Origin of the sequence: Rouxiella sp. WC2420, from assembly GCF_041200025.1 — a bacterium.
Lineage (GTDB): Bacteria > Pseudomonadota > Gammaproteobacteria > Enterobacterales > Enterobacteriaceae > Rouxiella.
In genome coordinates, this window is the sequence record NZ_CP165628.1 from 194,895 (window position 1) to 216,805 (window position 21,911).

Sequence of the window (21,911 nt, forward strand, 5' to 3'; positions counted from 1 at the left end):
GCAGCCGGTCATCCGGCTACGTAGGTAAAATAGGTTCGAGTTAACGGCACACCGCCTGAGCGCGGGCCATCGACTGCTGCAGGGCATTTTCCGGCAGGGCGTATTTCGCAATGCAGCGCTGGTTGGCAGCTTCGCCCCACTGGGCGTTGAGGGTGCCGGTCAAGGCAAGGCCGGTGAGATAAACCACGCCATCGTCGCCCACCAGACTGACGCTATCGGCGCTGGAAATCGTGCTGCCAAACGGCAACGGCTGGCCGTTATAAGTGAGGGTCATCAGAGTGCGAATGCCGGTGCGAGCCTTGAAATCAGCGCGAACGATTGCGCCCTCGGTGGGCACCACGTTAGCGACCACGTTGTCGAGATCGGTATGGTCATCCAGCTGGTTTATATCCAGCGCCACGCGGTTTTCGCGATAATCACTGGCGTAAGGCACCACGGTGTAACCACGCCAGTCGGTATGCAGACCCGTGCCGTTTTCAATGCCAATGCCGTTTGCACCCGGTGCGGCGACCAGTACATTGGTGCGGCCTAAATATTGCCCGAAAGTCAGTCCATTGCGATGCAACACCGCGCCGCCGGAGAGGCCGTAACTTATCTGTCGATGGTCGCGGCCGTAACTGTAACCGGTGCTGGCATCGCCATAAGTCCCGCTGTAATCCAGCCCGGCATTGCCGCTATTGCCGCCGTGGCGGTCATACCCCTGCGACACATTCCAGCTGAGATTATTCTCCTCCAGCGCATTGCCGCTAAGCCCCGCCTGATGGGTGAAGCTGCCGTCACTGTTACGGTTTGTGTTGAAGTTGGCCCACATTGGGTGATGTTGCGAGGTGCTGTCGCCGTGCGGCAGCCAGGCATCCAACGGCACTGACATTGAAAGGAACACCGTTTTATCCGCATCCGGCTGACCACTGGTGCGGTTATAACTCACTGAAAGGCTATAGCTTACCTGGCCGAAAGTGCTGCTAAAGCCACCTCGCAGGGCACGGGTCGCGGCGGATTTGTTCCAGTAAGTCTGGTGGGTCGCAGTAATATATATCGAGCCAAAATCCCCTAGTGTCTGTGAGATATTGGCCTCAAGACTGGCGCGTCGGCTGTTGTAAAGGTTGTAATAGTCGCTATAAGGGCGTTTAACCGGCAGGCCGTCGAGACCCACGCGATCATAGTCGTAGCGCCAGCCGGACATGGCTTTCAGCGCAGTTTCATCGAGCGTGTGAAAGCCTTGAGTGGAATAGCGGTAACCGGCCAGTTGCAGCGTGGTGCCAGTAGAAACCAGCGATCGGCCATAGAGGAAACGCACCGATTGGCCCTGATGCTTACTGCCATCAATGAGAGTACTGTTGGCCTGAGTGACGTCGGCGGAAATTGCGCCCCAGTCGCCCATATTCATGCCCGCACCTACAGCGGCGGCCTGATAACGCTCTGCCAGCTGCACGCCGCCATAGACAGTCATGTTGTGCGGCAGCCCCCACAGTAGTGTGGCCTGAGCAAAGTCAGGGCTTAAGTAACGATCGCTGCTGTTGTGATAGCGCCCGGCAGTGAGGGTATAGCGCAAATGGCCGTCACGCTGGAGCATCGGCACCGAGGAATAAGGCACTAAAAAATGATTGATGCTACCGTCGGCTTCGGTCACTGTGACATCAAGATCGCCACCTGAAGACATTGAATACAGGTCATTGATATCAAAGGCCCCTGGCGCAACAAAGGTCTGATAAATAATATTACCGTTCTGGCGGATCTCGACCCGGGCATTGCTGCGCGCGACGCCTTTGACTGACGGGGCAAATCCGCGCTGAGTGTCAGGATACATGTCGTCATTACTCGCAAGCCTGACGCCGCGAAAAGACAATGAATTAAATACATCGCTGCCAGTAAAGCTATCCCCCAAGGTCAGTTCGCTGCGTAGGGGGATAATCGTGCGTTGAGCATAGGTATCAAGGTGCTGCCAGCGGCTGCTGTTACCGAGGCGGCTTTGGTAACCGGTCCAGTTACTGTTGTCACGCAGTCGCCAGGCTCCAAGGTTTAAGCCGCTGTTAAGGCTCAAATAATTGCTGCTGCTATTACCGTAGCGGCCGTGATTGGTGCTGCCATTAAAGCGATAACTTAGCAGTGCAGCATTGACGCCTTCATCCCAGCGTTCAGGCGGGATCCAACCTTGCGGCAGATTTTTCATCGCTGCCTGCGGAATGCTGATGTCCAAACGCATCTTCTGAAAGTCGAACGCGGTGAACGCCTGTGGAATATAGGCTCCTGGTGTTACACAAGAGTCCTGAGGTAAGGCTTCAAGCGCGGGGAATAAGGGGGTATTGACCTTGAGCAGCTCAAGATCTGCTTTGGTCAGACAGGCCATTAATCCCGTATTATCATGAGGCAACGGCGGCGAAAAATGCTGCAGCACATCGACAGTGGGTAAAGAGACAAAACGCATTTTGCGGGTCGATGCCTGGTTGCCGTTGAGAAAAATATCCACCTGATAAACACCGGGCAGCTGGGCACCGGGCTGTTCGAATCGCGTCAGGTCAGCCACTGGTTGAGCATTATTCGCATCCAACATGGCGGGATCGAAATAAAGTCCGGCGTTAGCGCGGGTTGAAAAAAGTGTCAGTAAGAAAAGAGCCAGGGGTCTTATACTCAGAAACCTTTTAGGCATTACGGATAAATTTTTTCTACCTAAGTGTGGGTATGATTTATTCATGTGCTGCTATTTTCTTTTATATTATATGGAAACAGGCGTCTCTTCCTTATTAAGGGAATAGGCCGCTAGTCGGGTAAAGTTAATTAAATTTAAATAATAAATATCTTAATTATTGATCAATTTTTTTGTTAATGATGTCGGTGTTGCCACCAAAATCATTAATTGTTCGATAGGTTATTTGTTGGGCGTTACCAGCAGGCAGAGCCAGTGTGGCCTGTTCTTTTGGTGCAACCATGATCCCTGGAATATCTTTATTATCGTATTTCATTTCCGTTATTGTGAGGTAATAAGGAGAAGGATTTGATATATGCAAGGTGTTGCCAATTTTATGAAAATGTAAACTTTGTGGTGCTGTATTAACGTCTTGTGTTAACCCTTTTGGGCGAACAAATAATTTTATCCGGTTGGCGGTCACCAGCAAAAGAACGCTGCCGCCAGTGACTTTGGATTTATCCAGAGAAGGGATAGCTTTTTCAATAAAGTAATAAAGCGACTCGCGATCGCTTGGCAACGCCTTGCCTACGTGGATTATTCTTACCACGTTTTCATTTTTCGGACCGCTCAGGTATAGCGGCGGAGTGACGATAAAATCTTGAGTTTTCTTGCCGGCGGCATCTTCAACGCGAGACTGCACCAGAAATGATTCTGTGGCTGACGAATTCGTCATTGAAATGCTGACCTGCTTACTGCCCTGTGGATAGACAATGCGCGTGCCTTGAATTGATAATCCGCCTTCTGCCTGAGCGTAAAGAGGGGCAAGCATTGCCGATAGTATGAAAACTAAGGTTGCTTTGTTTTTAACATGAGATAAGTTCATAGTTCTGCCGTCAGAATGGTTATTATTAATGGATATAATTATTTCAATAAAAATTTTATGATTTTTATATATCGCTTGAAATTATTACGAGGGAGTGTATGTATATTTGTGTCTGAGATCATCCTGACAAGTCTGGGAATATTATTAACTAATAAGATGATTTAACTAATGTTACTTTTATCTTTGTTGGTTTAGTGAAAGTTAATTATAAAAAATCAGGCTGGGATTAATTTTATTTAATGGGGTTTAATGAAAATAAAAAAGCCAGACGTTTTTGGCGTCTGGCTTTTGGAGTGAAACTTGTGAATGCCCGAAATATTAGTGATGCGCCTGATGTCCTGAATTGAAAGTGTGTACTGAAGATTGAGAGGTATCGTTCTGATCTTTTTTGAATCGTTCAATTGGCCCCATGACGAACAGGAACAGCAGCGCACCGAGAATACAGTGCGCGCCGACAAACAGCAGGCCCATACTGTAATTACCGGTAATGGCGACGATATAACCAAACATAATCGGCGTAACAATACCGGCGACGTTGCCGACGCAGTTAAATATTGCTCCAGCCAGCCCCACCGCTTCTTTTGGCGCGGTATCGCTGATCACTGTCCAGGTTCCGGCACCGGCGGCCACGCCTTTACCAAAGAACGCAAAGGACATGATGGCGACAATCCACACATTGCTGTCGATCACCGCAGCGCCTATTAATGTTGCAGCCATTACCATTCCGACGATATAAGGCGTTTTACGCGCCCATGACAGTGACCAGCCTTTGAGAAGTAGATAATCAGAAATATAGCCGCCAAATATGCCACCGGCAAAACCGCATAATGCGGGTGCCACAGTCGCAAAACCGGCGTGTAATATATCCATGCCGCGCGCCTGAACCAGATAAATCGGGAACCAGGTAATAAAGAAATAACTTAGCGCAATAATGCAGTACTGGCCGAGGTAGGCGCACCACAGCATTCTGCTGGTTAACAAACCGTTGATTGTCGCACGCGATAATCGCGATTTAGCCTTACGTTCGTGCACAGAATCGATATCAACCAACCCGCCGCCATCGATAATATGATCCAGCTCCTGCTTTGAAACTAATGGGTGATGACGTGGTTCGCGCATGAAAAACATCCACACTACGAAAGCTCCTACGCCGATTATCCCTAATACAAAGAACGGCCACTGCCAGCCAAACTCTGAGACCAGCCAGCCGGAAAGCGGCGAGAAAATAGCGACGGCGAAATATTGCGATGAGGCAAACAGTGAGGAGGCTCTGCCGCGTTCTGCTCTTGGAAACCACATAATGGTGACGCGAGCATTGGCCGGAAAACTTGGTGCTTCAATCAGGCCCAGCAGGAAGCGCAGGCTAAACATAATAAAAATCGCCCCCGCAACGCCTTTTTCAAACTCGCCGACAAAACCCATTGCCAGCGTTGATAGTGACCACAGTACCAGCGTGATGCCATAAACTCGTTTGGCGCCGTAGCGATCGAGAAACAGCCCGCCGGGAATTTGCCCTATGACATAGGCCCAGCTAAAGGCCGAAAGAATAAAGCCTAATTGAATGGAACTGAGTCCGAATTCGTCCTTAATTGCCGACCCTGAAATAGAGAGAATAGAGCGGTCAGCGTAGGCTACCACCGACAAAAACAAGATCATCATCAGGATACCGATGCGGACATAGGATTTCTTCTCGGGACTGTTTTTTGACAATGTCATCTTCTTTCCCTTTTATCTATTTGAGTTATCAACCGATTAGAGCGGTAGGGACAGAATAATATTGCTCTAAAAATATTCTGACCTATCAAATATAGAAGGGCTAAATGAGGCAGGCATTGGGCTGATGTCGAGAATTAGCGGAAATAAATAAGTAATATTTGTGAAAGCACACAGCAGGCTTTGATTTCGCCCACAGTATTTTAAAAAAACTGCAAGATGCTGAGTTGGCGTTGTTATTCTGTGATTTAGATCCTGGAGATATTCAGAAAGGGAAGAATTAACTTAATGCGCGGTATTTTATCGAGTCTTTAAAAAGGGAGATAAAAGGAAAGATATTTATGCTCAGGCGGAATAGGTGCCTCGCCTGAGCATAACAGATATTATGCTTTAAGCTTGGCCGCAATTTGTGCCACATACTGACCTTGATGGCGGGCAATAGTCAATTCACGAGCATCCGGCTGACGAGAGCCGTCACCGCCAGCAATGGTTGAAGCACCGTAAGGTGTGCCGCCGCCAACTTGAGAAATATCGAACAACTCCGGTGAGCTATAACCGATTGGCACAATGATCATCCCGTGGTGTGCCAGTGTGGTCCAGGTTGACGTAATGGTCATTTCCTGGCCGCCGCCAGTGCCGGTCGAGGTAAAGACGCTGGCAACTTTGCCGACTAACGCGCCTTTTGCCCACAGGCCGCCAGTGCGGTCGAGGAAGTTGCGCGTCTGACCGGACATGTTACCGAAGCGAGTCGGAGTACCGATGATGATAGCATCGTAATCAGCCAGCTCTGACGGATCGGCAATCGGGGCTGCCTGATCGCTCTTGCCGCCAGCCGCCGCAAAAGACTCTGCATCCATTACTTCTGGTACACGTTTCAGCGTAACTTCAACGCCTGCAACACTTTTTGCACCTTCTGCAACGTTCTGCGCCATGGTTTCAATGTGACCATACATTGAATGATAAAGTACTAAAACTTTAGTCATCTTTGGTTCCTCTTTTAGGGGCGTAGGTTTGGTATCAGTACCCAATAACTTTGCGAAGAAATGACTCAGTAATCCCACGTTAAGCTCCACAACTTTGGGTTGTTGATGCGTTAAAGATTACATCCTCACCCCTAATTGGTTACATAACAACCACAAACTTTTGACCGCTTCGGTCAGTTTTATTGAACCAGTTGAGGAAGAGTGAGAGAGGAAGATTGAAGCAACCAAGACTGATTTGAAGCCAATGGCGGGCTATAAACAGTTTGTTTTACATTAATTATTCAGCACCCACCATGGATTAACCCCTTGATTTAGCTGTTGGTAAAAAGTAATTAGCTGTTCTCGTGTAAGGCTTGATATCGCCTTTGCGGTAAGTGCGGGGGCGTAGGCATGCTGGCTCAGCCAATGTTCTCGGGCTTGCTCAATGCTGTCTGAGTTCTTAACCTCAAGACTGCGCAACAGATCGGCACATTTTTCCGTGAACAGCCTTTGCGGGAGATCGACAATTATTTCATTCATATCGCCGATAAATCGTCTGATCTCGCTGATTATCTGCTCAACGGAATGGGTAGGTGACTGCACGGCAAACAGCAATCCAAACTCTCCGGCTGAGAGCATAAACCGGCAGGTCACTACGTAGCCAATATTCTGCTCAACCCGTAAACGCTGGAAAAAACGCGGCTCAAAAAGTGAGGCCAGAATGCGCCATGCAGCATGGCAGACGGCAGTTTGCTCTACCAGCGGGCAAAACAGCAGCACGGCGGCATCTTTGCTGGTCGTTGAGAAGGTGTGCTTTGTCACTGGCGGATTATGGAGGCGCGCGGAAAAAGCCTTTGCATTAATTGCTCCGGGGAAGCGGCTTAACAGGCTCGAAACGCGGGCTTGCAAAATGGCATCACCGCCATAAAGCTCCGCCCGCCAGGCAATGTCCGGCAGAGAAGGCGATGGGGCATCCGCCAGCGATTCGCCGCTCAGCAGACGCGGTAACTCCTTGAGCAGGCAACGAATAGCAACATCGGTTTGCATTCTTTGTTTAGCCTGCTGAAATTGCCGTTCACCCTGGGCAATCAGCGCCTCGGGTAATCCATTCAGGCGGTCAATCACTGCCTCAAGCGTGTTTATCAGCACTTGCTGACGACCACTTAACTGCAAGAGCCATCGCCCTTGAATATTTTCAAATGAAAGCGTGCCGCCAAGATGGGCGCTGTGTCCAATAATGGCGCGCAGGCTGGCCTGCAAAATATATCCCCAGCGCAGCGAGAGCGGATGACCCAACTCAGGACCGAGGATTAAAACACCCTCGTCGCTGTTGCCCGGTTGATACGGCAAAATAACCGGTTTCTCAGGCAATCTTGGGATGGCGATGTTGTTATTTGGAATGATGTTGTTAGCTGAGAAATTGATATCCTGCGGATAAAAAAACAGCTCTGGTGCATTTATATTGCTGTCGGCCAACCAGGTTATCGGTTGTAAAGGCAGGTCAAAACCTTGCACCGTTTGGAGGCCTGCATTGATTACGGGCGCAACCCAAAGGCGAGTCAGATTTTCGGTATTAAGCTGGCTCAGCAGGTTATTCCAGCCCGTCAGCAAGTCATTTTTTGGCTCAGTAATGGACGGAAATCCGAAGGCATCGGCGCGTAGTCGATCCACGGGAGTTAAGCGGTTGAAAGCCTTTTGAGCGAGCATGGCGTAGTGATTTAAATTTAATTCGCCGACCTGCGATAACGCCTCCAACCAGTGAAAAAATAGCCCCTCAACCTGTGCCGCGCAAGATTGCAGTGCGCTGTTGAGCATAAACTCAAAGGTGACGATCGCATCTTTTTGGCTGCTGTACGGCACCATAAGATTCAAAGTGTCGCATAACCCTAACGTTCGCAGAATCGCCAGCAAACTCTTTTCTGCTTCATCGCTGAAAAACTGGCGTAGCAGGCTGAAGGATTGCCGACCCTGTGGATGAGTATTTTTCAAGGCAAAGGTCAAATGTAGCCGTGAATTATCGCTTTGCTGCAATACGAATGCGCGTTGATTTTTCAGCCGGAGCGGCTCAACGACCGGCGGTAACGACTTGTCCCTAGCGGGGAAAACTCTACCGTATTGCTCGGCCAGCGCGGTTAATTCTTTAAAAGACTGCGGACCAGAGAGCCACAACGTCAGATTATCGGCATGAAAAAAACGCTGGTGATAGTCGCGTAATGCCTGCTGAAGTGCCTGTATGTCTTGGCCAAAATAGGCGAGATTACCAACGTGAAAATGCGCCAAAGCCTGCGGTGATTCAAACGCGACGCCAAGTGCGGCTTCGCATAACGTGTCGTTATCGGTGCTAAGCATGCGGAATTCGGCATCGATAACTGCTGTTTCCTGCGAGATTGCATCCAGCGAAAGCAGCGGAAAGGCTAACATATCGGCCAGCCTGGCAAATCCGTCTGCCAGCCTGGCGGCAGTGATATCAAAAAACCAGGCGGTGGAGGTCGGTAAGGTGGTAGCGTTTAGCCGCGCGCCCTCGGCCTGCGCCCAGCTCATCAGGCGTTGTTCACCCTGATAGCCACGGCTGCCGGAAAACACCACGTGCTCGAATAAATGGGCCAGTCCGGGCCATTGTTTTGGCTCGTGATGGCTGCCCGCCGCCAGATTAAACAGAACGGCCGAGCGTGAAGCCTGCGGATCGTGGTTAAGAATAACCCGCAGGCCATTGGCCAGCGTCAGCCGTTGTTGCATCATGATACTGACGTTTTAAAGATCAATTGTTGCGAGTTTCTGCGATTGCGGAATTGCAGCTGATTGACCTGAATATTGGTGCAGTTGGCTTGCTCACGCGCTTGGAGAATCATCCCGTGATGTTCTGATTTCGAGCATACCGGATCAGCATTGTCGGCATTGCCTGTCAGCATAAACGCCTGGCAGCGGCAGCCACCAAAGTCTTTCTCTTTTTCAGAACAGGAACGGCAAGGTTCCGGCATCCAGTCAAAGCCGCGATATTTGTTAAAACCAAACGAGTTGTACCAGATGTCTTGCAACGACTGCTCCAGCACCGACGGGAATTCGACCGGTAACTGGCGCGCGCTGTGACATGGTAGCGCCATGCCTTCCGGGGTTACGCTGAGGAAAATCGCCCCCCAGCCGCCCATGCAGCCTTTCGGACGCTCTTCATAATAGTCAGGCGTCACGAACAGCAGATTGGCCAGATTACCTTTGTCGGCCATCTTGACGCGGTAGTCGGCCACCACCGCTTCGGCTTCGGCGATTTGTTGGCGAGTCGGCAGCAGGCCTTCGCGATTAAGCTGCGCCCAGCCGTAAAACTGACAGGTTGCCAGCTCGACATCGTCGGCCTCTAGCTCAATGCTGAGTTCGATAATTTTATCGATCTGGTGAATGTTATGGCGATGCAGCACGAAGTTAAGCACCATCGGGTAACCGTGGGCTTTCACTGCTTTCGCCATGTCCAGTTTTTGCTGGAAAGCCTTGGCAGAACCCGCCAGCGCAGCATTCAGCGTTTCATCACTTGCCTGGAAACTGATCTGAATATGGTCCAGACCCGCTTCGGCGAAGGCATCGATTTTCTTCTCGGTTAAACCAATGCCTGAGGTGATCAGGTTGGTATAAAAACCGAGGTCGCGTGCCGCTTTGATAAGCTCAGGCAAATCCTTGCGCACCAGCGGTTCGCCGCCGGAAAAACCTATCTGTACAGCGCCCATCTCGCGGGCCTGTTCAAACACCGTAATCCATTGTTCGGTGGTCAGCTCTTTTTCCTGCTTGGCAAAATCAAGCGGGTTGGAGCAGTAGGGACACTGCAACGGACAACGGTAAGTCAGCTCCGCCAGCAACCAGAGCGGCGGTTTGACTTGAGGTTTAGGCAGGTTCACGGAAAATTATCCACTTTTGTTCGTAGGCTTGGGCAAAAAACTCTTTTACGTCGTCGTCAACGCCGCCGGCTTCCGGGAAGCGTTGATTCAGCCCATCAATGATTTCAGACAGCAGACGTCTACCGTCGACGTTTTCCAAAATCATCGCTGCGCTTTCGTTGAGTGTTGCCATGCCTTCAGGGTAAAGGATTACGTGGCTGTTCTGAGTCGGTTCCCACTGTAAACGGAAACCACGGCGGAACATCGGCACCTGATTGACGTTAATTTCGATCACAGAAGCTTTCCTCTATGCCACACCGGCTGCTGCGTTACGCTGTGGTAAGGCGCGCGGTCAAGCTCGTAGGCCATGGTCATTGAGTCGAGCATGGTCCATAGAATATCCAGCTTGAACTGCAGGATTTCCAGCATACGCTGCTGCTTCTCAACGGTATTACAGTACTCCAGTGCCAACGCCAAACCGTGCTCGACGTCGCGATTTGCCTGACTCAGGCGGCTACGGAAGTAGTGATAACCTTCTGGCTGGATCCAGGTGTAGTGATTAGGCCAGCTGTCGAGACGAGACTGATGAATTTGCGGCGCGAACAGCTCGGTCAGCGAGCTACAGGCCGCTTCCTGCCACACGGCGCGACGGGCAAAGTTGACGTAGGCATCAACCGCGAAACGCACGCCGGGAAGCACCATTTTTTCTGACAACAGCACTTCGCGGTCAAGGCCCACGGCCTCTCCCAGCTGCAACCAGGCTTCAATTCCGCCTTCATTATCGCCTTGACCGTCGTGGTCGAGAATACGCTGAACCCATTTGCGACGCGTTTGCGCATCTGGGCAGTTTGCCATGATCGCCGCATCTTTCATCGGAATACTGGTCTGATAATAGAAACGATTGGCAACCCAGCCCTGGATCTGTTCACGCGTAGCCTGGCCATTGTGCATCGCAATATGATAAGGGTGGTGAATATGATAATAAGCCCCTTTGGCGCGCAGGGCCTGTTCAAACTCTTGTGGCGTCATGAGTGTCGCCGAGGAATTAAATGAGTTCATCTATGTTTCCTAAAGTTCAATGCGCATGCCGTCCCAACTGACTTCGATACCTTGCTCATTCAGAGCCTGCCTTTCAGCAGAAGATTCATCGAGAATTGGGTTGGTATTGTTAATATGAATGAGGATCTTGCGCTCGGCAGGCAGCGAAGAAAGCAGCTCCATCAGGCCTTGCTTTTCGGCCAGTGCCAGATGCCCCATATCTTTACCGGTATTGCGCCCGACGCCAGTGTTAGCCAGCTCATTGTCGCGCCACAAAGTTCCATCAATCAGCAGGCAGTCGGCTTTTTTCAGCCAGCCCATCAGGGCGTCATCGGGTTCGCCGAGACCGGGCGCATACATCAGCGTCTTACCAGTGCGGGTATCTTCGATAAACAGCGCAATATTGTGGCCCGGCAGCGGCTTGCCGCGATATTCAGAATACGGCGGGGCGTTGCTTAATAATGGAATGGCAGTAAATTTCAGTGCCGGGCAAACCGCAGTCGAGAAGGCTTCATCAGGATCAATCGCATGATGAACCAGGCCGCCGTTCCAATGGGAAAGCATGGTAAACACCGGAAAACCGGTGGTCAGATCCTGATGAACCTCAGGGGTACACCAGACCTGATGCGGACAGCCTTCGCGCAAATTGAGCAAGCCGGCGCTGTGATCAATCTGGCTATCCGTAAGAATAATTGAGCCAATGGCAGTGCCGCGTAACACACCGTGTTTTATCAAGTCTGGCGTGGCGGCAATTTGATGGCAGACGTCGGGAGAAGCGTTACAAAGCACCCAATCAATACCGTCATCACTGATAGCAATTGAGGATTGCGTACGTGCCGAGGTTTTCATGGTGCCATTGCGCACGCCCTGACAGTTGTTGCAGTTGCAGTTCCACTGTGGGAAGCCACCGCCCGCAGCGGAACCAAGAACGTTAATCAGCATGTGTAGACCAGGAGTTGGAAAAGGAAAAATGCCCGCAGCGAACTACGGGCATGAGGGATTAGCGGTTAGAGATGTACAGAGTAACTTCTAAGCCCAGGCGCAGATCTACAAATTTAGGTTTGGTCCATGTAGTCATGGTCGACTCCTCTTGGTGTTGCAGGTTAAAAAATTCATCTTGCCGATAATAATTCCGGCAGATGAAGTGCTCGTTGTCAAATATTGAAAATTTGGCGCGGCAGATGTTCCTCCTAAGCTAAAGTGATATCAACCACGTAAAGTATAGGGGAATGGCTTAAAAAGCGCGCTATCTGCCCTTTTTGAGGTTAAACACCCCAAGTTTGCTTTAAAACTTTTAACCAGTTGCGACAGGCGAGTTTCTCAATCAGCGCGTTATTGTAACCGGCTTGTTTCATTGCCTGTAATAGCAAAGGCAGGCCGCTAACATCGCCTAACGCTTCCGGTACACTGATTCCGTCAAAGTCAGATCCCAGCCCGACATTGTCTTCTCCTACTTTTTCAAGAAGATAATCAATGTGTTGAATGATTTTTTCCAACGGCGTGTCCGCGTCACGTTTGCCGTCGGCACGCAGGAAGGCATTGCCGAAATTCACCCCGACAAAGCCGTCGCTTTCCGCAATCGCCGCCAACTGCCGATCCGTCAAATTGCGCGGTTGGGCGCACAACGCATGCGCATTGGAATGAGTCGCAACCAAAGGCGCATCGCTAAAGCGGGCGGTCTGCCAAAAGGCCTTTTCATTCATGTGCGAAACATCAATCAGAATTTTTTTACGATTGCAGGCGCGCAGCAGGCTTAAACCAGCCAGCGTCAGGCCATCGCCGCTGTCGGGGGAGCCGGGAAAATCTCCGGTCACACCGACGCCAAACTGATTTGGTAGATTCCACAGCGGCCCGATACTGCGCAGCCCCAACTGATAAAACTCATCAAGATTGCCGAGCGAAACGTCGATCGCCTCCGCGCCTTCAATGTGCAGCACCATCGCCAGCACGCCCTGCTCGATACAGCTTTCAATTTCATTGACTGTGCGACAGATTTTGGCCCGCCCCGCCGATTGGCGCTCGATACGCTGCAACAGGTTGATTTGCTGATGAGTAATTTCCAATGCATCGTGCGGCTGTGGCGTGGCATTAGGCTTAAGCTGTGGCATATAAGAGGCTGGGGGAATAAACACCGCAAACAGTCCTCCGGCAAAACCGCCAGCCTTAATGCGCGGCAGGTCCAGATGACCCTTGGATTTTTCGTCTGTTTTGCCATCCAAAAACTGTGCGACAGGATCTGGCGACTCGTTCAACCACAGGCGAAGCAAAAGGTCATTGTGACCGTCGAAAACAGGCTGAAGCGGAGCGTGCACGTTAAGGGTCATGAGAATAGTCAGCGTAAGAAGTGGGCTAAGGAAATTTCTTTAAATTCATGAAATAAATGATACCGCATTGTGGCTATTTCGCACCCGATAAAAAATGCTGCTCTGTGGGTCTGATTAATAGGTAATGGAAATCCCAAGTAGTTTATTAAATGTTTTTCCCCGAGTAATTGATTGAAAGAAAGCATTATTCTCATCATCTAACCTGTCAAAAAATTTTGAACAACATCGCAAATTCTTTCCGCTATCAGATTGATTCAACCTCGCCTATTGTTAATTCCAGCAGCAAGATGAAACAAAAAAACAAATTAAATTTCACAAGTTAATAACTCAACAATACTCTCTGAAAGGAAAAATATAATGTCCAAATTCGAACTGCTTGACCCAAAAAATTCAACCCTGATTTTTATCGACCATCAACCACAAATGTCTTTTGGCGTCGCGAATATCGATCGTCAACAGCTTAAAAATAACACCGTTGCTCTGGCGAAAGCTGGCAAGGTATTTAACGTGCCGGTGATTTACACGTCGGTAGAAACAGAAAGTTTCAGCGGATATATCTGGCCTGAACTTTTGGCGGTTCATCCAGATGTGAAACCGATTGAGCGCACCTCAATGAATTCATGGGAAGACGAAGGTTTTGTTAACGCAGTGAAGGCCACCGGTCGTAAGAAACTGATTATTTCAGCGCTATGGACTGAAGTTTGTCTGACTTTCCCGGCATTAATGGCGATGAACGAAGGTTATGAAGTTTACGTGGTGACTGATACTTCTGGCGGCACCAGCGTGGATGCACATGAGCGCTCAATTGACCGTATGGTACAGGCTGGCGCAGTGCCAGTAACCTGGCAGCAGGTATTGTTGGAATACCAGCGAGACTGGTCACGAAAAGAGACATACGACGCGGTGATGAGTCTGGTTCGCGAGCACAGCGGCGCATACGGAATGGGTGTGGATTACGCTTACACCATGGTACATAAAGCTCCGGCGCGTAAGGCCTAACAAAATTCTGGCGGAGCCAATTTTTGTTATTGGCTCTGCAAAATAAAACGCTTTATTCAGGCAGATTACCCAATCTTTTATAGCTTTTCTCAATCCCATTAAGAATAGAGCTACTGATTTTCTCAGGGAAATTTTCAGGAAGTTCATCCCTAATCTGAAGCAATACCCCGGGAGTCCTTTCAAAGAACTCAGTCATTATTTCGCGCATAGTTTGCTCGTCAAATCCGCATTTCTTTGCCGTTGCCAGAAAGTGCCGTGGGAAGATGGTTTGCCAGTGATACTTCTTGCCCTTTTTGGTCGAGGAAAGACTCATTGCTAACTGGATATCTTGCTTTGCCATGCCTGTGCCGCCGAGCATCGGATAACAAGAAAGAATGTCATAAAGTGGAGTGAGTCTGTAGCCACCATTAGGGCGAATGAAAATTGAAAAGTTTTTAGCATGCCCATCGGTAGCTGCCAGCAGCCAAAACAGCACAATGGATTTCATAAAGAAGATCCGATCTTGCTCTGCATTATCTGAACCCAGCAATAGCTGCATAATATTGGCAATATCAGGTCCGCCGTCACTTTCATATTTTTGTGCCGAGGAAATACCTTGAATCTGACAGAAATCTTCTTGTGGCAGCCTGATTATCCAAGATTGATCTGTGGAAAAACGCCGATCAAAACGCTCTACCGCTAGGGCTTTTACCTCTCCTGCTTTTATCATTTCGCAGTTTGCCGCATTCAGTCCATAGGCTCTTGCGATTCGCATGCACAACCATTCATTCTCTACGCTATCTCGAAGATCAAGGGTATGGCTGTGACTTTGGATAGTACCCATCGGGAGCTTAAAAATATGCGTGGTAGGTGTAATGCCCTGAGGCAGTTGCCAGGATTTTTTGTAGTTTAATAAAGCGGTTTTTTCCTGCGCGCCTGCAATTGAAATTCGAAAGTCATCTTCAGAGTATTTATCGGCTATTGCCTCTCTTTTATAACTCTCCAATATCGAAGCGAGTTGAGATTCGCTTAGTTTGCGCCCATTGATGATTTTCAGTTCTGGAAGTGCTTCACCTTCTGGGAGCAATAGCAAAGCGCCGACGCAATCCCTGCCGATCTCATAAAGGAGGTCAAAAGGCTGCATTGATTTAGCGTGATATTTAGCGGCTATACGCTCTCGAACAGTGCGGTTGTCTGGCAGCAGATTATCAAAAAAATTATACACTTCTGCGCCATCATATTTTTCGTAACGTAATGGAAGAGAGAGTGAAATAGGGCGTGCATCAGTGGTTTCTAACCACGATGGGGCGTAAATAAAAGAGTGCGCACCATTTTTTTCCTGAAGCAGGGTCCCTATAAAAAATCCATTCATATAAACAGACAGGCGGCTTGTTACCATTCTTCTGTCCACCCTTGTGAGCGTTTGTTTTCACCTTTTGATTCAACATGCAGTTCCAGATTCAATGCCGACAAAATCTTGAAGAATGTTTCGATTTTGGTGGTATCCGGATTTTGCTCGAACTTCGAGATAGTGTCCTGCTTGATACCTACCCGGCTTGCCAAATCTGTTTGACTGATTTTCTGCGTTTTTCTCAAGTCTCTCAGATAAATAGCTAACTGTTTGGGGGATGTAATTTTCATGGGGCCTCTTTAATGCAGCGCCGTACCCTGAATAAAGATTAGCTATATTTAATGGCAGGATTTGATGGGCGTTGTCTGTAGATAAAACAATACCCCCTGTAGCGGGTATAAACAAGCTTACCCGTTAGAGAGGGTAAATATCGTTTTACCCCCTGAAGAGGGTATTTTATTAATTACCCCCTGTGGCGGGTAAAAGTTAATAAAGTAACTCATTATTGCTGTAAAAAGAGGAAAGGCACGTGAAAATCGACAATCTAGATCATCTAGTTCTTACCGTGGCTGACATTGATACCAGCATAGAATTTTACCAGCAGGTGTTGGGATTTGAGGTGGTGACCTTTAAAGGCGATCGCAAGGCGTTGGCGTTTGGGCAGCAAAAAATTAATCTTCACCAGCTTGGCAAAGAATTTGAACCTAAAGCCAAAGCGCCGACGGCAGGTTCTGCGGATCTCTGTTTTATCAGTTCGACACCATTAGCTGAAGTAATCAATGAAATCAATGCATTGGGTGTAATTATCGAAGAGGGGCCCGTTGAACGCACTGGCGCACGAGGCGCTATATTATCGGTTTATATCCGCGATCCCGATTGTAATCTTATTGAAATTTCTAACCTCATCTCCGCATAGCGGTTTACTGGGCCGGTTCAAAATCGGCTTCAGTTCACACTTCCCAATCCCGATAAAACCTGCCAATTCAGTCTCTTAATACATCAAAATGTTCTAAATGTATGCAAACCGTAAAGGAATGTATTTTTTTTGTCTGCTTTTCGTGATAAAAATAAGAACATAAATGATAACTATTATCCTTATCATTTAATGAATCATGATTAGATACGATAACCGACTGTTTTCCTGAGGAATAAAATTCTTAGGCAGTCGGTTATCTGCATGATAGGCATAAATTAACAATTTAAAACTAATAACGAAAAATGGAAAAGAACCCCAATTTACCTTTTAGCAGTTTCAATTCTCTGACGTTGTTTACAGGTTTGTGCATCGGCATCTCGTCACCAGGCTTTGCACAGGCGGCTAGTAATAGTGATTCTAAACAAGAAGATACTCTGGTTGTTGAGGCTCAGGCCCCGTCTCTTTATGCAACTCGGCAATCTGCCGATCCGAAATTTAGCCGTCCTCTGGTTGATACCACGCGCACCATCACGGTTATCCCGAAGCAGGTGCTTAACGATCAGGGTGTTACCAATCTGACCGATGCGCTGAAAAACGTTCCGGGTGTAGGCGCGTTTTATGCCGGTGAAAATGGTAGCTCCTCAACGGGAGATGCGGTTTACATGCGCGGCGTTGATACTTCAAACAGCATTTATGTCGACGGCATTCGAGATATCGGCAGTGTGTCGCGCGATACCTTTAACACTGAACAAGTTGAAGTGATTAAAGGGCCATCGGGCAGTGACTACGGTCGCAGTGCGCCAACCGGCTCAATCAATATGATCAGCAAACAGCCACGCATGGATACCGGCCTGGATGCCTCGGTCGCCGTGGGTAGTGCCTGGTTCCGTCGCAGCACTTTGGACTATAACCAGATGGTCAATGACACCACCGCGTTTCGTTTGAATCTGATGGGCGAAAAAACCCATGACGCCAGCCGTGATAAAGTGCAAAACGAGCGCTACGGGATAGCTCCTTCTATAGCCTTTGGCTTGGGAACGGCCAACCGTCTTTATCTTAACTATCTGCATGTTACCCAGCACAATACGCCAGACGGCGGAGTGCCGACCATTGGATTGCCGAGCTACGGCGCACCTTCGGCCGCCACTTCGGCGCTGAACTCTTCCGGCAAGGTCAACAGCCATAATTTCTACGGTACTGATTCGGATTACGATGATTCGACGACGAATACCGTGACAATGCGCTTCGAGCACGATTTTTCGGAAAACACGACTATTCGCAACACCACTCGCTGGTCGCAAATTAAGCAGGATTACTTGCTGAGCGCCTTTATGGCGGCGGATTCGAACATCACTCGTCCGAGTAGCGATGTTGACTCATGGTCAATCGGGCGTCTGGCAAACACCAAAGATGTCAGCAACAAGATCCTGACTAACCAGACGAATATCACCAGCAAATTCAAGACTGGAGCTATTGGCCATGATATCAGCGCCGGTATCGAGTTAACTCGTGAAGAACAGACCAACTATGGTGTCAATGCGCTGACACCTCCGCCGGTCAATATTTACCATCCGAACAGCGATATCTCTATCGGTGGACTGACCCGCAACGGCGCGAACGCCAACGGAACTACTGACACCTTTGGAATTTACGCCTTCGATACTCTGCAAATTACACAGAAATTTGAGGTGAATGGCGGGATTCGACTGGATAACTATCACACCTCTTATGATAGCGCGACTGCCTGCGGTGCAAGCGGTCGTGGAGCCGTCGCCTGTCCGGCTGGCGTTCCAAAAAACACTCCAATAACCACGGTGGACACCAATACCTCGGGCAATCTGGTTAACTGGAAGCTGGGCGCGCTGTATCACTTGACTGAAAACGGCAATGTTTATGCCAACTACGCTATCTCGCAACAGCCTCCGGGCGGCAGCACTTTTGCTCTGGCTGCGGGTGGCACAGGCAATAGCGCCAATCGCACCGACTTTAAACCACAGAAAGCCAAGACCACAGAAGTCGGCACCAAGTGGGAAGTGTTGGATAAGCGCTTGCAGCTGGCGGCCGCGCTGTTCCGTACCAATATTGAAAACGACGTGGAAGCCAACGACGACGGCACCTATTCCCAATACGGCACTAAGCGAGTAGAGGGCTACGAGCTGTCGGCAAGTGGAAATATTACCCCGGACTGGCAGGTAATGGCGGGTTATACCCAGCAGCATGCGACAGTGAAATCGGGTGCCGTCGAGACCGCTGAAGGCTCGTCCTCTCTGCCTTACACGCCAAAACACGCCTTCACCCTGTGGAGCCAATATCAGGTCAGCGATGACTGGTCGGTGGGCGGCGGCGCGCGCTACGTCGGCGGTTTGAGCCGTGGAACCGATGGCGCTGTCGGCACTCCTTCTTATACAGAAGGCTACTGGGTAGCCGATGCGAAAGCCGGTTATCGCGTAAACCGCAATCTGGATCTTCAGCTCAACGTTTATAATATCTTCAACAAAGATTACGTTGCGTCGATTAACAAGAGCGGCTATCGCTACCATCCGGGTGAAGAAAGAACGTTTATGCTGACAGCGAACGTGCATTTCTAAATCTGATTTTAAAAAGTGAACGTGGGGCTTCTTGCCCCACGATTTCATGTGAGATAAACACCATGATGTATCGTATTCCGGCAGTATTGAATTCTAATGAGCTGGCCGCTTTTAGCCTTGAACTGGATAAAGCCCCGTGGATTGATGGCCGCGCTACCGTGGGCAGTCAGGGCGCGCAAGTGAAGAATAATCAGCAAATTGACACGCGCAGCAAAGTCTATCCGCGATTGCAGGCAACGGTATTAAAAGCACTTCAAAATAGCCCGCTGTTTTTTGCCGCTGCCTTGCCGCGCAATATTTCTGCTCCGTTGTTCAATCGCTATCAGCAAAATGAAACCTACGGCTTTCACGTTGACGGCGCGGTGCGTAACAACGGCGAATCGGGTTGGATGCGTACCGATCTCTCGGCCACGCTTTTCCTTTGTGAACCAGAGAGTTATGAAGGCGGGGAGTTGGTGGTTAATGACACTTACGGGCAGCATTCGGTCAAGCTGGCGGCGGGTGATTTAATCCTTTATCCCTCGAGCAGCCTGCACTGCGTTACGCCGGTCACTCAGGGTATCCGCGTCGCCTCGTTTATGTGGATTCAATCGATGATCCGTGACGACAAGAAGCGCGGCATGCTGTTTGAACTCGACAGCAATATTCAGACATTGAAAGCGCGCCACGGCGAAAGTGAAGAGGTGTTATCGCTGCTGAATCTCTATCACAACCTGCTGCGTGAATGGTCCGAGATTTAATTTTTGAAAATAAAAAAGCCGGAGAAAAAATCCCCGGCCTGATAATGCTAATTTTCTAAAGCTCAAAGATTAACGCTGCGGATGGTTCACTTCTACCGGGCGCAGGTCAAACAGCAATACTTCTGCCTGATCACCGTCGGTGAAGGTCAGAGAGGATTCATTGCGAACCCGTGCGCCGTCGCCTTCTTTAAACGTGATCCCGTTAATGGTGATGCTACCGCGAGCAACGTGGATGTAGGCGTAGCGGTCGGCATCAAGATCAATGGTTTGCTGTTCCGCGCCATCGAAAAGCCCTGAGTAAATCTTGATATCCTGACGAACGCGCAGCGCGTTGTTATCGCCGGTTGGAGAAACGATTAGGCGCAGTTTGCCGCGTTTTTCTTCATCTGCTACTGAAACCTGCTGATAACCAGGCTCGGTGCCATTTTCTGCTGGCACGATCCAGATTTGCAGGAAATGCACGCCATCAGTTTTAGAGTTATTAAACTCACTGTGCGTCACGCCAGAACCTGCGCTCATCAGCTGCACATCACCAGGGATAATCACCGAACCGGTGCCCATCGAATCCTTATGTGCTAACTCGCCCTGCAATACATAGGAAATAATTTCCATATTGCTGTGAGGATGCGCACCAAAGCCGCGAGATGCCGCGACGTTGTCATCATTAATCACCAGCAGATCAGAAAAACCAACCTGTTTAGGATCAAAATAGCTCGCAAACGAGAAAGTATGACGAGAGTGCAGCCAGCCGTGGTCACCTAATCCGCGTTGTTCAGACAGTCTTTGCTCGATCATGATGTGCTCCTGAGTTATTGGGGGGAAAGACGTTTGCCCTTCCGATAGAAAGAGATTAACCGTAAACTGATTTGCGTAACAGATGGCTTGAATGACAAACACTGTCACCTTTAAGTTGACAATACACGGCATCGAGAAACCAGGGATCGACAGCATGCAAATTGAAGACCTCCGCATTTTCATCACGGTAATCAAGGCTGGAAACTTTACGGCAGCGGCTGAACAGTTGCTGTTATCAAAACAGTACGTGAGCCGGAGGATGGCCGCGCTTGAGGCGTCGCTCGGCGTCCGTTTGCTGATCCGAAATACGCGTAAGCTGTCGGTTACCGAATCGGGACAAGTTTTTTCGCAACATGCGCAGAAAATATTGGACGATATTCAGGAAGCGGAGCAGGCGGTTTCGGAACGTCGGCTTGAGCTACAGGGGTCATTCAGGATAAGTATTCCGATGTCCTTTGGTATGAGTTATCTGTCTCCGCTGATTGCTGAATTTCTTTGCCAGCACCCCTCGGTGCAATTCCAAGTGGAGCTGGGGGATAGATACGTCGATATGATTGGCGAAGGTTTTGATATCGCCATTCGCATTGGTTTACTTGCAGACTCAACACTGATTGCGCGTCGTTTAAAGGTTTTGAAACGCGTGATTTGCTGTAGCCCGGATTATTTGAATCGCATGGGTAAGCCACTTGTCCCCGAGGACCTGCTCCAGCATGCCTGTTTACGCTATGGCCGCGAAGGCCAGAACGGCTGGGAACTGATGCAGAACGGGAAACGGAAGTTGCTGGATGTCCACGGTCCGATTGTCAGTAACAATGGCGAAGTGTTGAAAGATGCTGCGGTTGCAGGTTTAGGCCTGGCGCTGTTGCCTGAGTTTATTGTTGAGACAGCATTAAAAGAGGGCAAATTAGTGGCGGTGCTGGAGGATTTCTATCCTGAGCCATTAACTTTGAGCGCAGTCTATCCGCAGCATCGCCAGCGCAGTGAGGTCAATAAAGCGTTTCTAGATTTTCTCGAGGAGCACTTAACCTCTTAATTATAGTTATGAATCGATTGTTTTAGGTGAACAACTTTAGGTGAACAATTTTAGGTGAACATGCCCCGGCATTTCGAGTCTTGAACAACGGGCTCTCTCTCAAG

Annotated in this window: 19 protein-coding genes; 5 read left to right on the top strand and 14 right to left on the bottom strand. The window is 49.4% G+C overall.

Annotated elements, in window-relative coordinates; all coding sequences use genetic code 11:
* Nucleotides 1–40: 40 nt before the first annotated feature.
* The 11 genes from AB3G37_RS00920 to AB3G37_RS00970 form a co-directional block, all read right to left on the bottom strand.
* Nucleotides 41–2,647 (bottom strand): fimbrial biogenesis usher protein, encoded by a 2,607-nt coding sequence (locus AB3G37_RS00920; protein ID WP_369789432.1) that lies wholly within the window; start codon nt 2,645–2,647, stop codon nt 41–43.
* A gap of 154 nt (nt 2,648–2,801) precedes the next feature.
* Nucleotides 2,802–3,509, bottom strand: a complete 708-nt coding sequence (locus tag AB3G37_RS00925; RefSeq protein ID WP_369789433.1) for a fimbria/pilus periplasmic chaperone — start codon at nt 3,507–3,509, stop codon at nt 2,802–2,804.
* Between the two features lie 318 nt (nt 3,510–3,827).
* Complete coding sequence (locus tag AB3G37_RS00930; RefSeq protein WP_369789434.1) at nt 3,828–5,225, bottom strand: MFS transporter; 1,398 nt, start codon at nt 5,223–5,225, stop codon at nt 3,828–3,830.
* Nucleotides 5,226–5,605: 380 nt separating this feature from the next.
* Nucleotides 5,606–6,205, bottom strand: a complete 600-nt coding sequence (wrbA, locus tag AB3G37_RS00935) for an NAD(P)H:quinone oxidoreductase (RefSeq protein WP_369789435.1) — start codon at nt 6,203–6,205, stop codon at nt 5,606–5,608.
* Nucleotides 6,206–6,478: 273 nt separating this feature from the next.
* Nucleotides 6,479–8,923, bottom strand: coding sequence for a pyrroloquinoline quinone biosynthesis protein PqqF (gene pqqF / locus AB3G37_RS00940; protein WP_369789436.1), 2,445 nt, complete (start codon nt 8,921–8,923; stop codon nt 6,479–6,481).
* Nucleotides 8,920–10,065, bottom strand: a complete 1,146-nt coding sequence (gene pqqE / locus AB3G37_RS00945) for a pyrroloquinoline quinone biosynthesis protein PqqE (protein WP_009635648.1) — start codon at nt 10,063–10,065, stop codon at nt 8,920–8,922. The genes pqqF and pqqE overlap by 4 nt, the downstream gene beginning before the upstream one ends.
* Nucleotides 10,052–10,309: a pyrroloquinoline quinone biosynthesis peptide chaperone PqqD gene (gene pqqD, locus AB3G37_RS00950; protein ID WP_369790864.1), complete on the bottom strand. Its 258-nt coding sequence runs from the start codon at nt 10,307–10,309 to the stop codon at nt 10,052–10,054. The genes pqqE and pqqD overlap by 14 nt, the downstream gene beginning before the upstream one ends.
* Nucleotides 10,310–10,335: 26 nt before the next feature.
* Complete coding sequence (gene pqqC / locus AB3G37_RS00955; protein ID WP_369789437.1) at nt 10,336–11,103, bottom strand: pyrroloquinoline-quinone synthase PqqC; 768 nt, start codon at nt 11,101–11,103, stop codon at nt 10,336–10,338.
* 9 nt (nt 11,104–11,112) lie between these two features.
* Nucleotides 11,113–12,024, bottom strand: coding sequence for a pyrroloquinoline quinone biosynthesis protein PqqB (gene pqqB / locus AB3G37_RS00960; RefSeq protein ID WP_009635651.1), 912 nt, complete (start codon nt 12,022–12,024; stop codon nt 11,113–11,115).
* Between the two features lie 58 nt (nt 12,025–12,082).
* Nucleotides 12,083–12,160 carry a pyrroloquinoline quinone precursor peptide PqqA gene (gene pqqA, locus AB3G37_RS00965; RefSeq protein ID WP_038328232.1) on the bottom strand — a complete coding sequence of 26 codons (78 nt, stop codon included), beginning with the start codon at nt 12,158–12,160 and terminating at the stop codon, nt 12,083–12,085.
* A gap of 187 nt (nt 12,161–12,347) precedes the next feature.
* On the bottom strand, nt 12,348–13,406 hold the full coding sequence (locus tag AB3G37_RS00970) for a dipeptidase (RefSeq protein WP_369789438.1): 1,059 nt from the start codon (nt 13,404–13,406) through the stop codon (nt 12,348–12,350).
* Between the two features lie 357 nt (nt 13,407–13,763).
* Here AB3G37_RS00970 and AB3G37_RS00975 point away from each other — a divergent pair, with 357 nt between their 5' ends.
* On the top strand, nt 13,764–14,405 hold the full coding sequence (locus AB3G37_RS00975; protein ID WP_009635653.1) for a hydrolase: 642 nt from the start codon (nt 13,764–13,766) through the stop codon (nt 14,403–14,405).
* A gap of 52 nt (nt 14,406–14,457) precedes the next feature.
* On the opposite strand, the gene AB3G37_RS00980 is transcribed toward AB3G37_RS00975, so the two are convergent.
* Both AB3G37_RS00980 and hipB read right to left on the bottom strand, forming a co-directional pair.
* Nucleotides 14,458–15,783 carry a type II toxin-antitoxin system HipA family toxin gene (locus tag AB3G37_RS00980; protein WP_369789439.1) on the bottom strand — a complete coding sequence of 442 codons (1,326 nt, stop codon included), beginning with the start codon at nt 15,781–15,783 and terminating at the stop codon, nt 14,458–14,460.
* A complete protein-coding gene (hipB, locus tag AB3G37_RS00985; RefSeq protein ID WP_369789440.1) occupies nt 15,777–16,025 on the bottom strand; it encodes a type II toxin-antitoxin system antitoxin HipB in 249 nt (82 codons plus the stop codon). Before hipB ends, AB3G37_RS00980 begins: the two co-directional genes overlap by 7 nt.
* Before the next feature lie 239 nt (nt 16,026–16,264).
* Between hipB and AB3G37_RS00990 the strand changes: the two genes are divergently transcribed.
* The 3 genes from AB3G37_RS00990 (at nt 16,265) to ybiX (ending at nt 19,979) form a co-directional block, all read left to right on the top strand.
* Nucleotides 16,265–16,651 (top strand): VOC family protein, encoded by a 387-nt coding sequence (locus tag AB3G37_RS00990; protein ID WP_369789441.1) that lies wholly within the window; start codon nt 16,265–16,267, stop codon nt 16,649–16,651.
* A 302-nt stretch (nt 16,652–16,953) separates the two neighbouring features.
* Complete coding sequence (locus AB3G37_RS00995) at nt 16,954–19,239, top strand: catecholate siderophore receptor Fiu (RefSeq protein WP_369789442.1); 2,286 nt, start codon at nt 16,954–16,956, stop codon at nt 19,237–19,239.
* Between the two features lie 62 nt (nt 19,240–19,301).
* Complete coding sequence (gene ybiX / locus AB3G37_RS01000; RefSeq protein WP_369789443.1) at nt 19,302–19,979, top strand: PKHD-type hydroxylase YbiX; 678 nt, start codon at nt 19,302–19,304, stop codon at nt 19,977–19,979.
* A 69-nt stretch (nt 19,980–20,048) separates the two neighbouring features.
* On the opposite strand, the gene AB3G37_RS01005 is transcribed toward ybiX, so the two are convergent.
* The gene (locus AB3G37_RS01005; protein WP_369789444.1) at nt 20,049–20,774 is read right to left on the bottom strand and encodes a pirin family protein; all 726 of its coding nucleotides are present in this window, start codon (nt 20,772–20,774) and stop codon (nt 20,049–20,051) included.
* Between the two features lie 154 nt (nt 20,775–20,928).
* Between AB3G37_RS01005 and AB3G37_RS01010 the strand changes: the two genes are divergently transcribed.
* Nucleotides 20,929–21,807 carry a LysR family transcriptional regulator gene (locus tag AB3G37_RS01010; protein WP_369790865.1) on the top strand — a complete coding sequence of 293 codons (879 nt, stop codon included), beginning with the start codon at nt 20,929–20,931 and terminating at the stop codon, nt 21,805–21,807.
* Nucleotides 21,808–21,911: the final 104 nt, after the last annotated feature.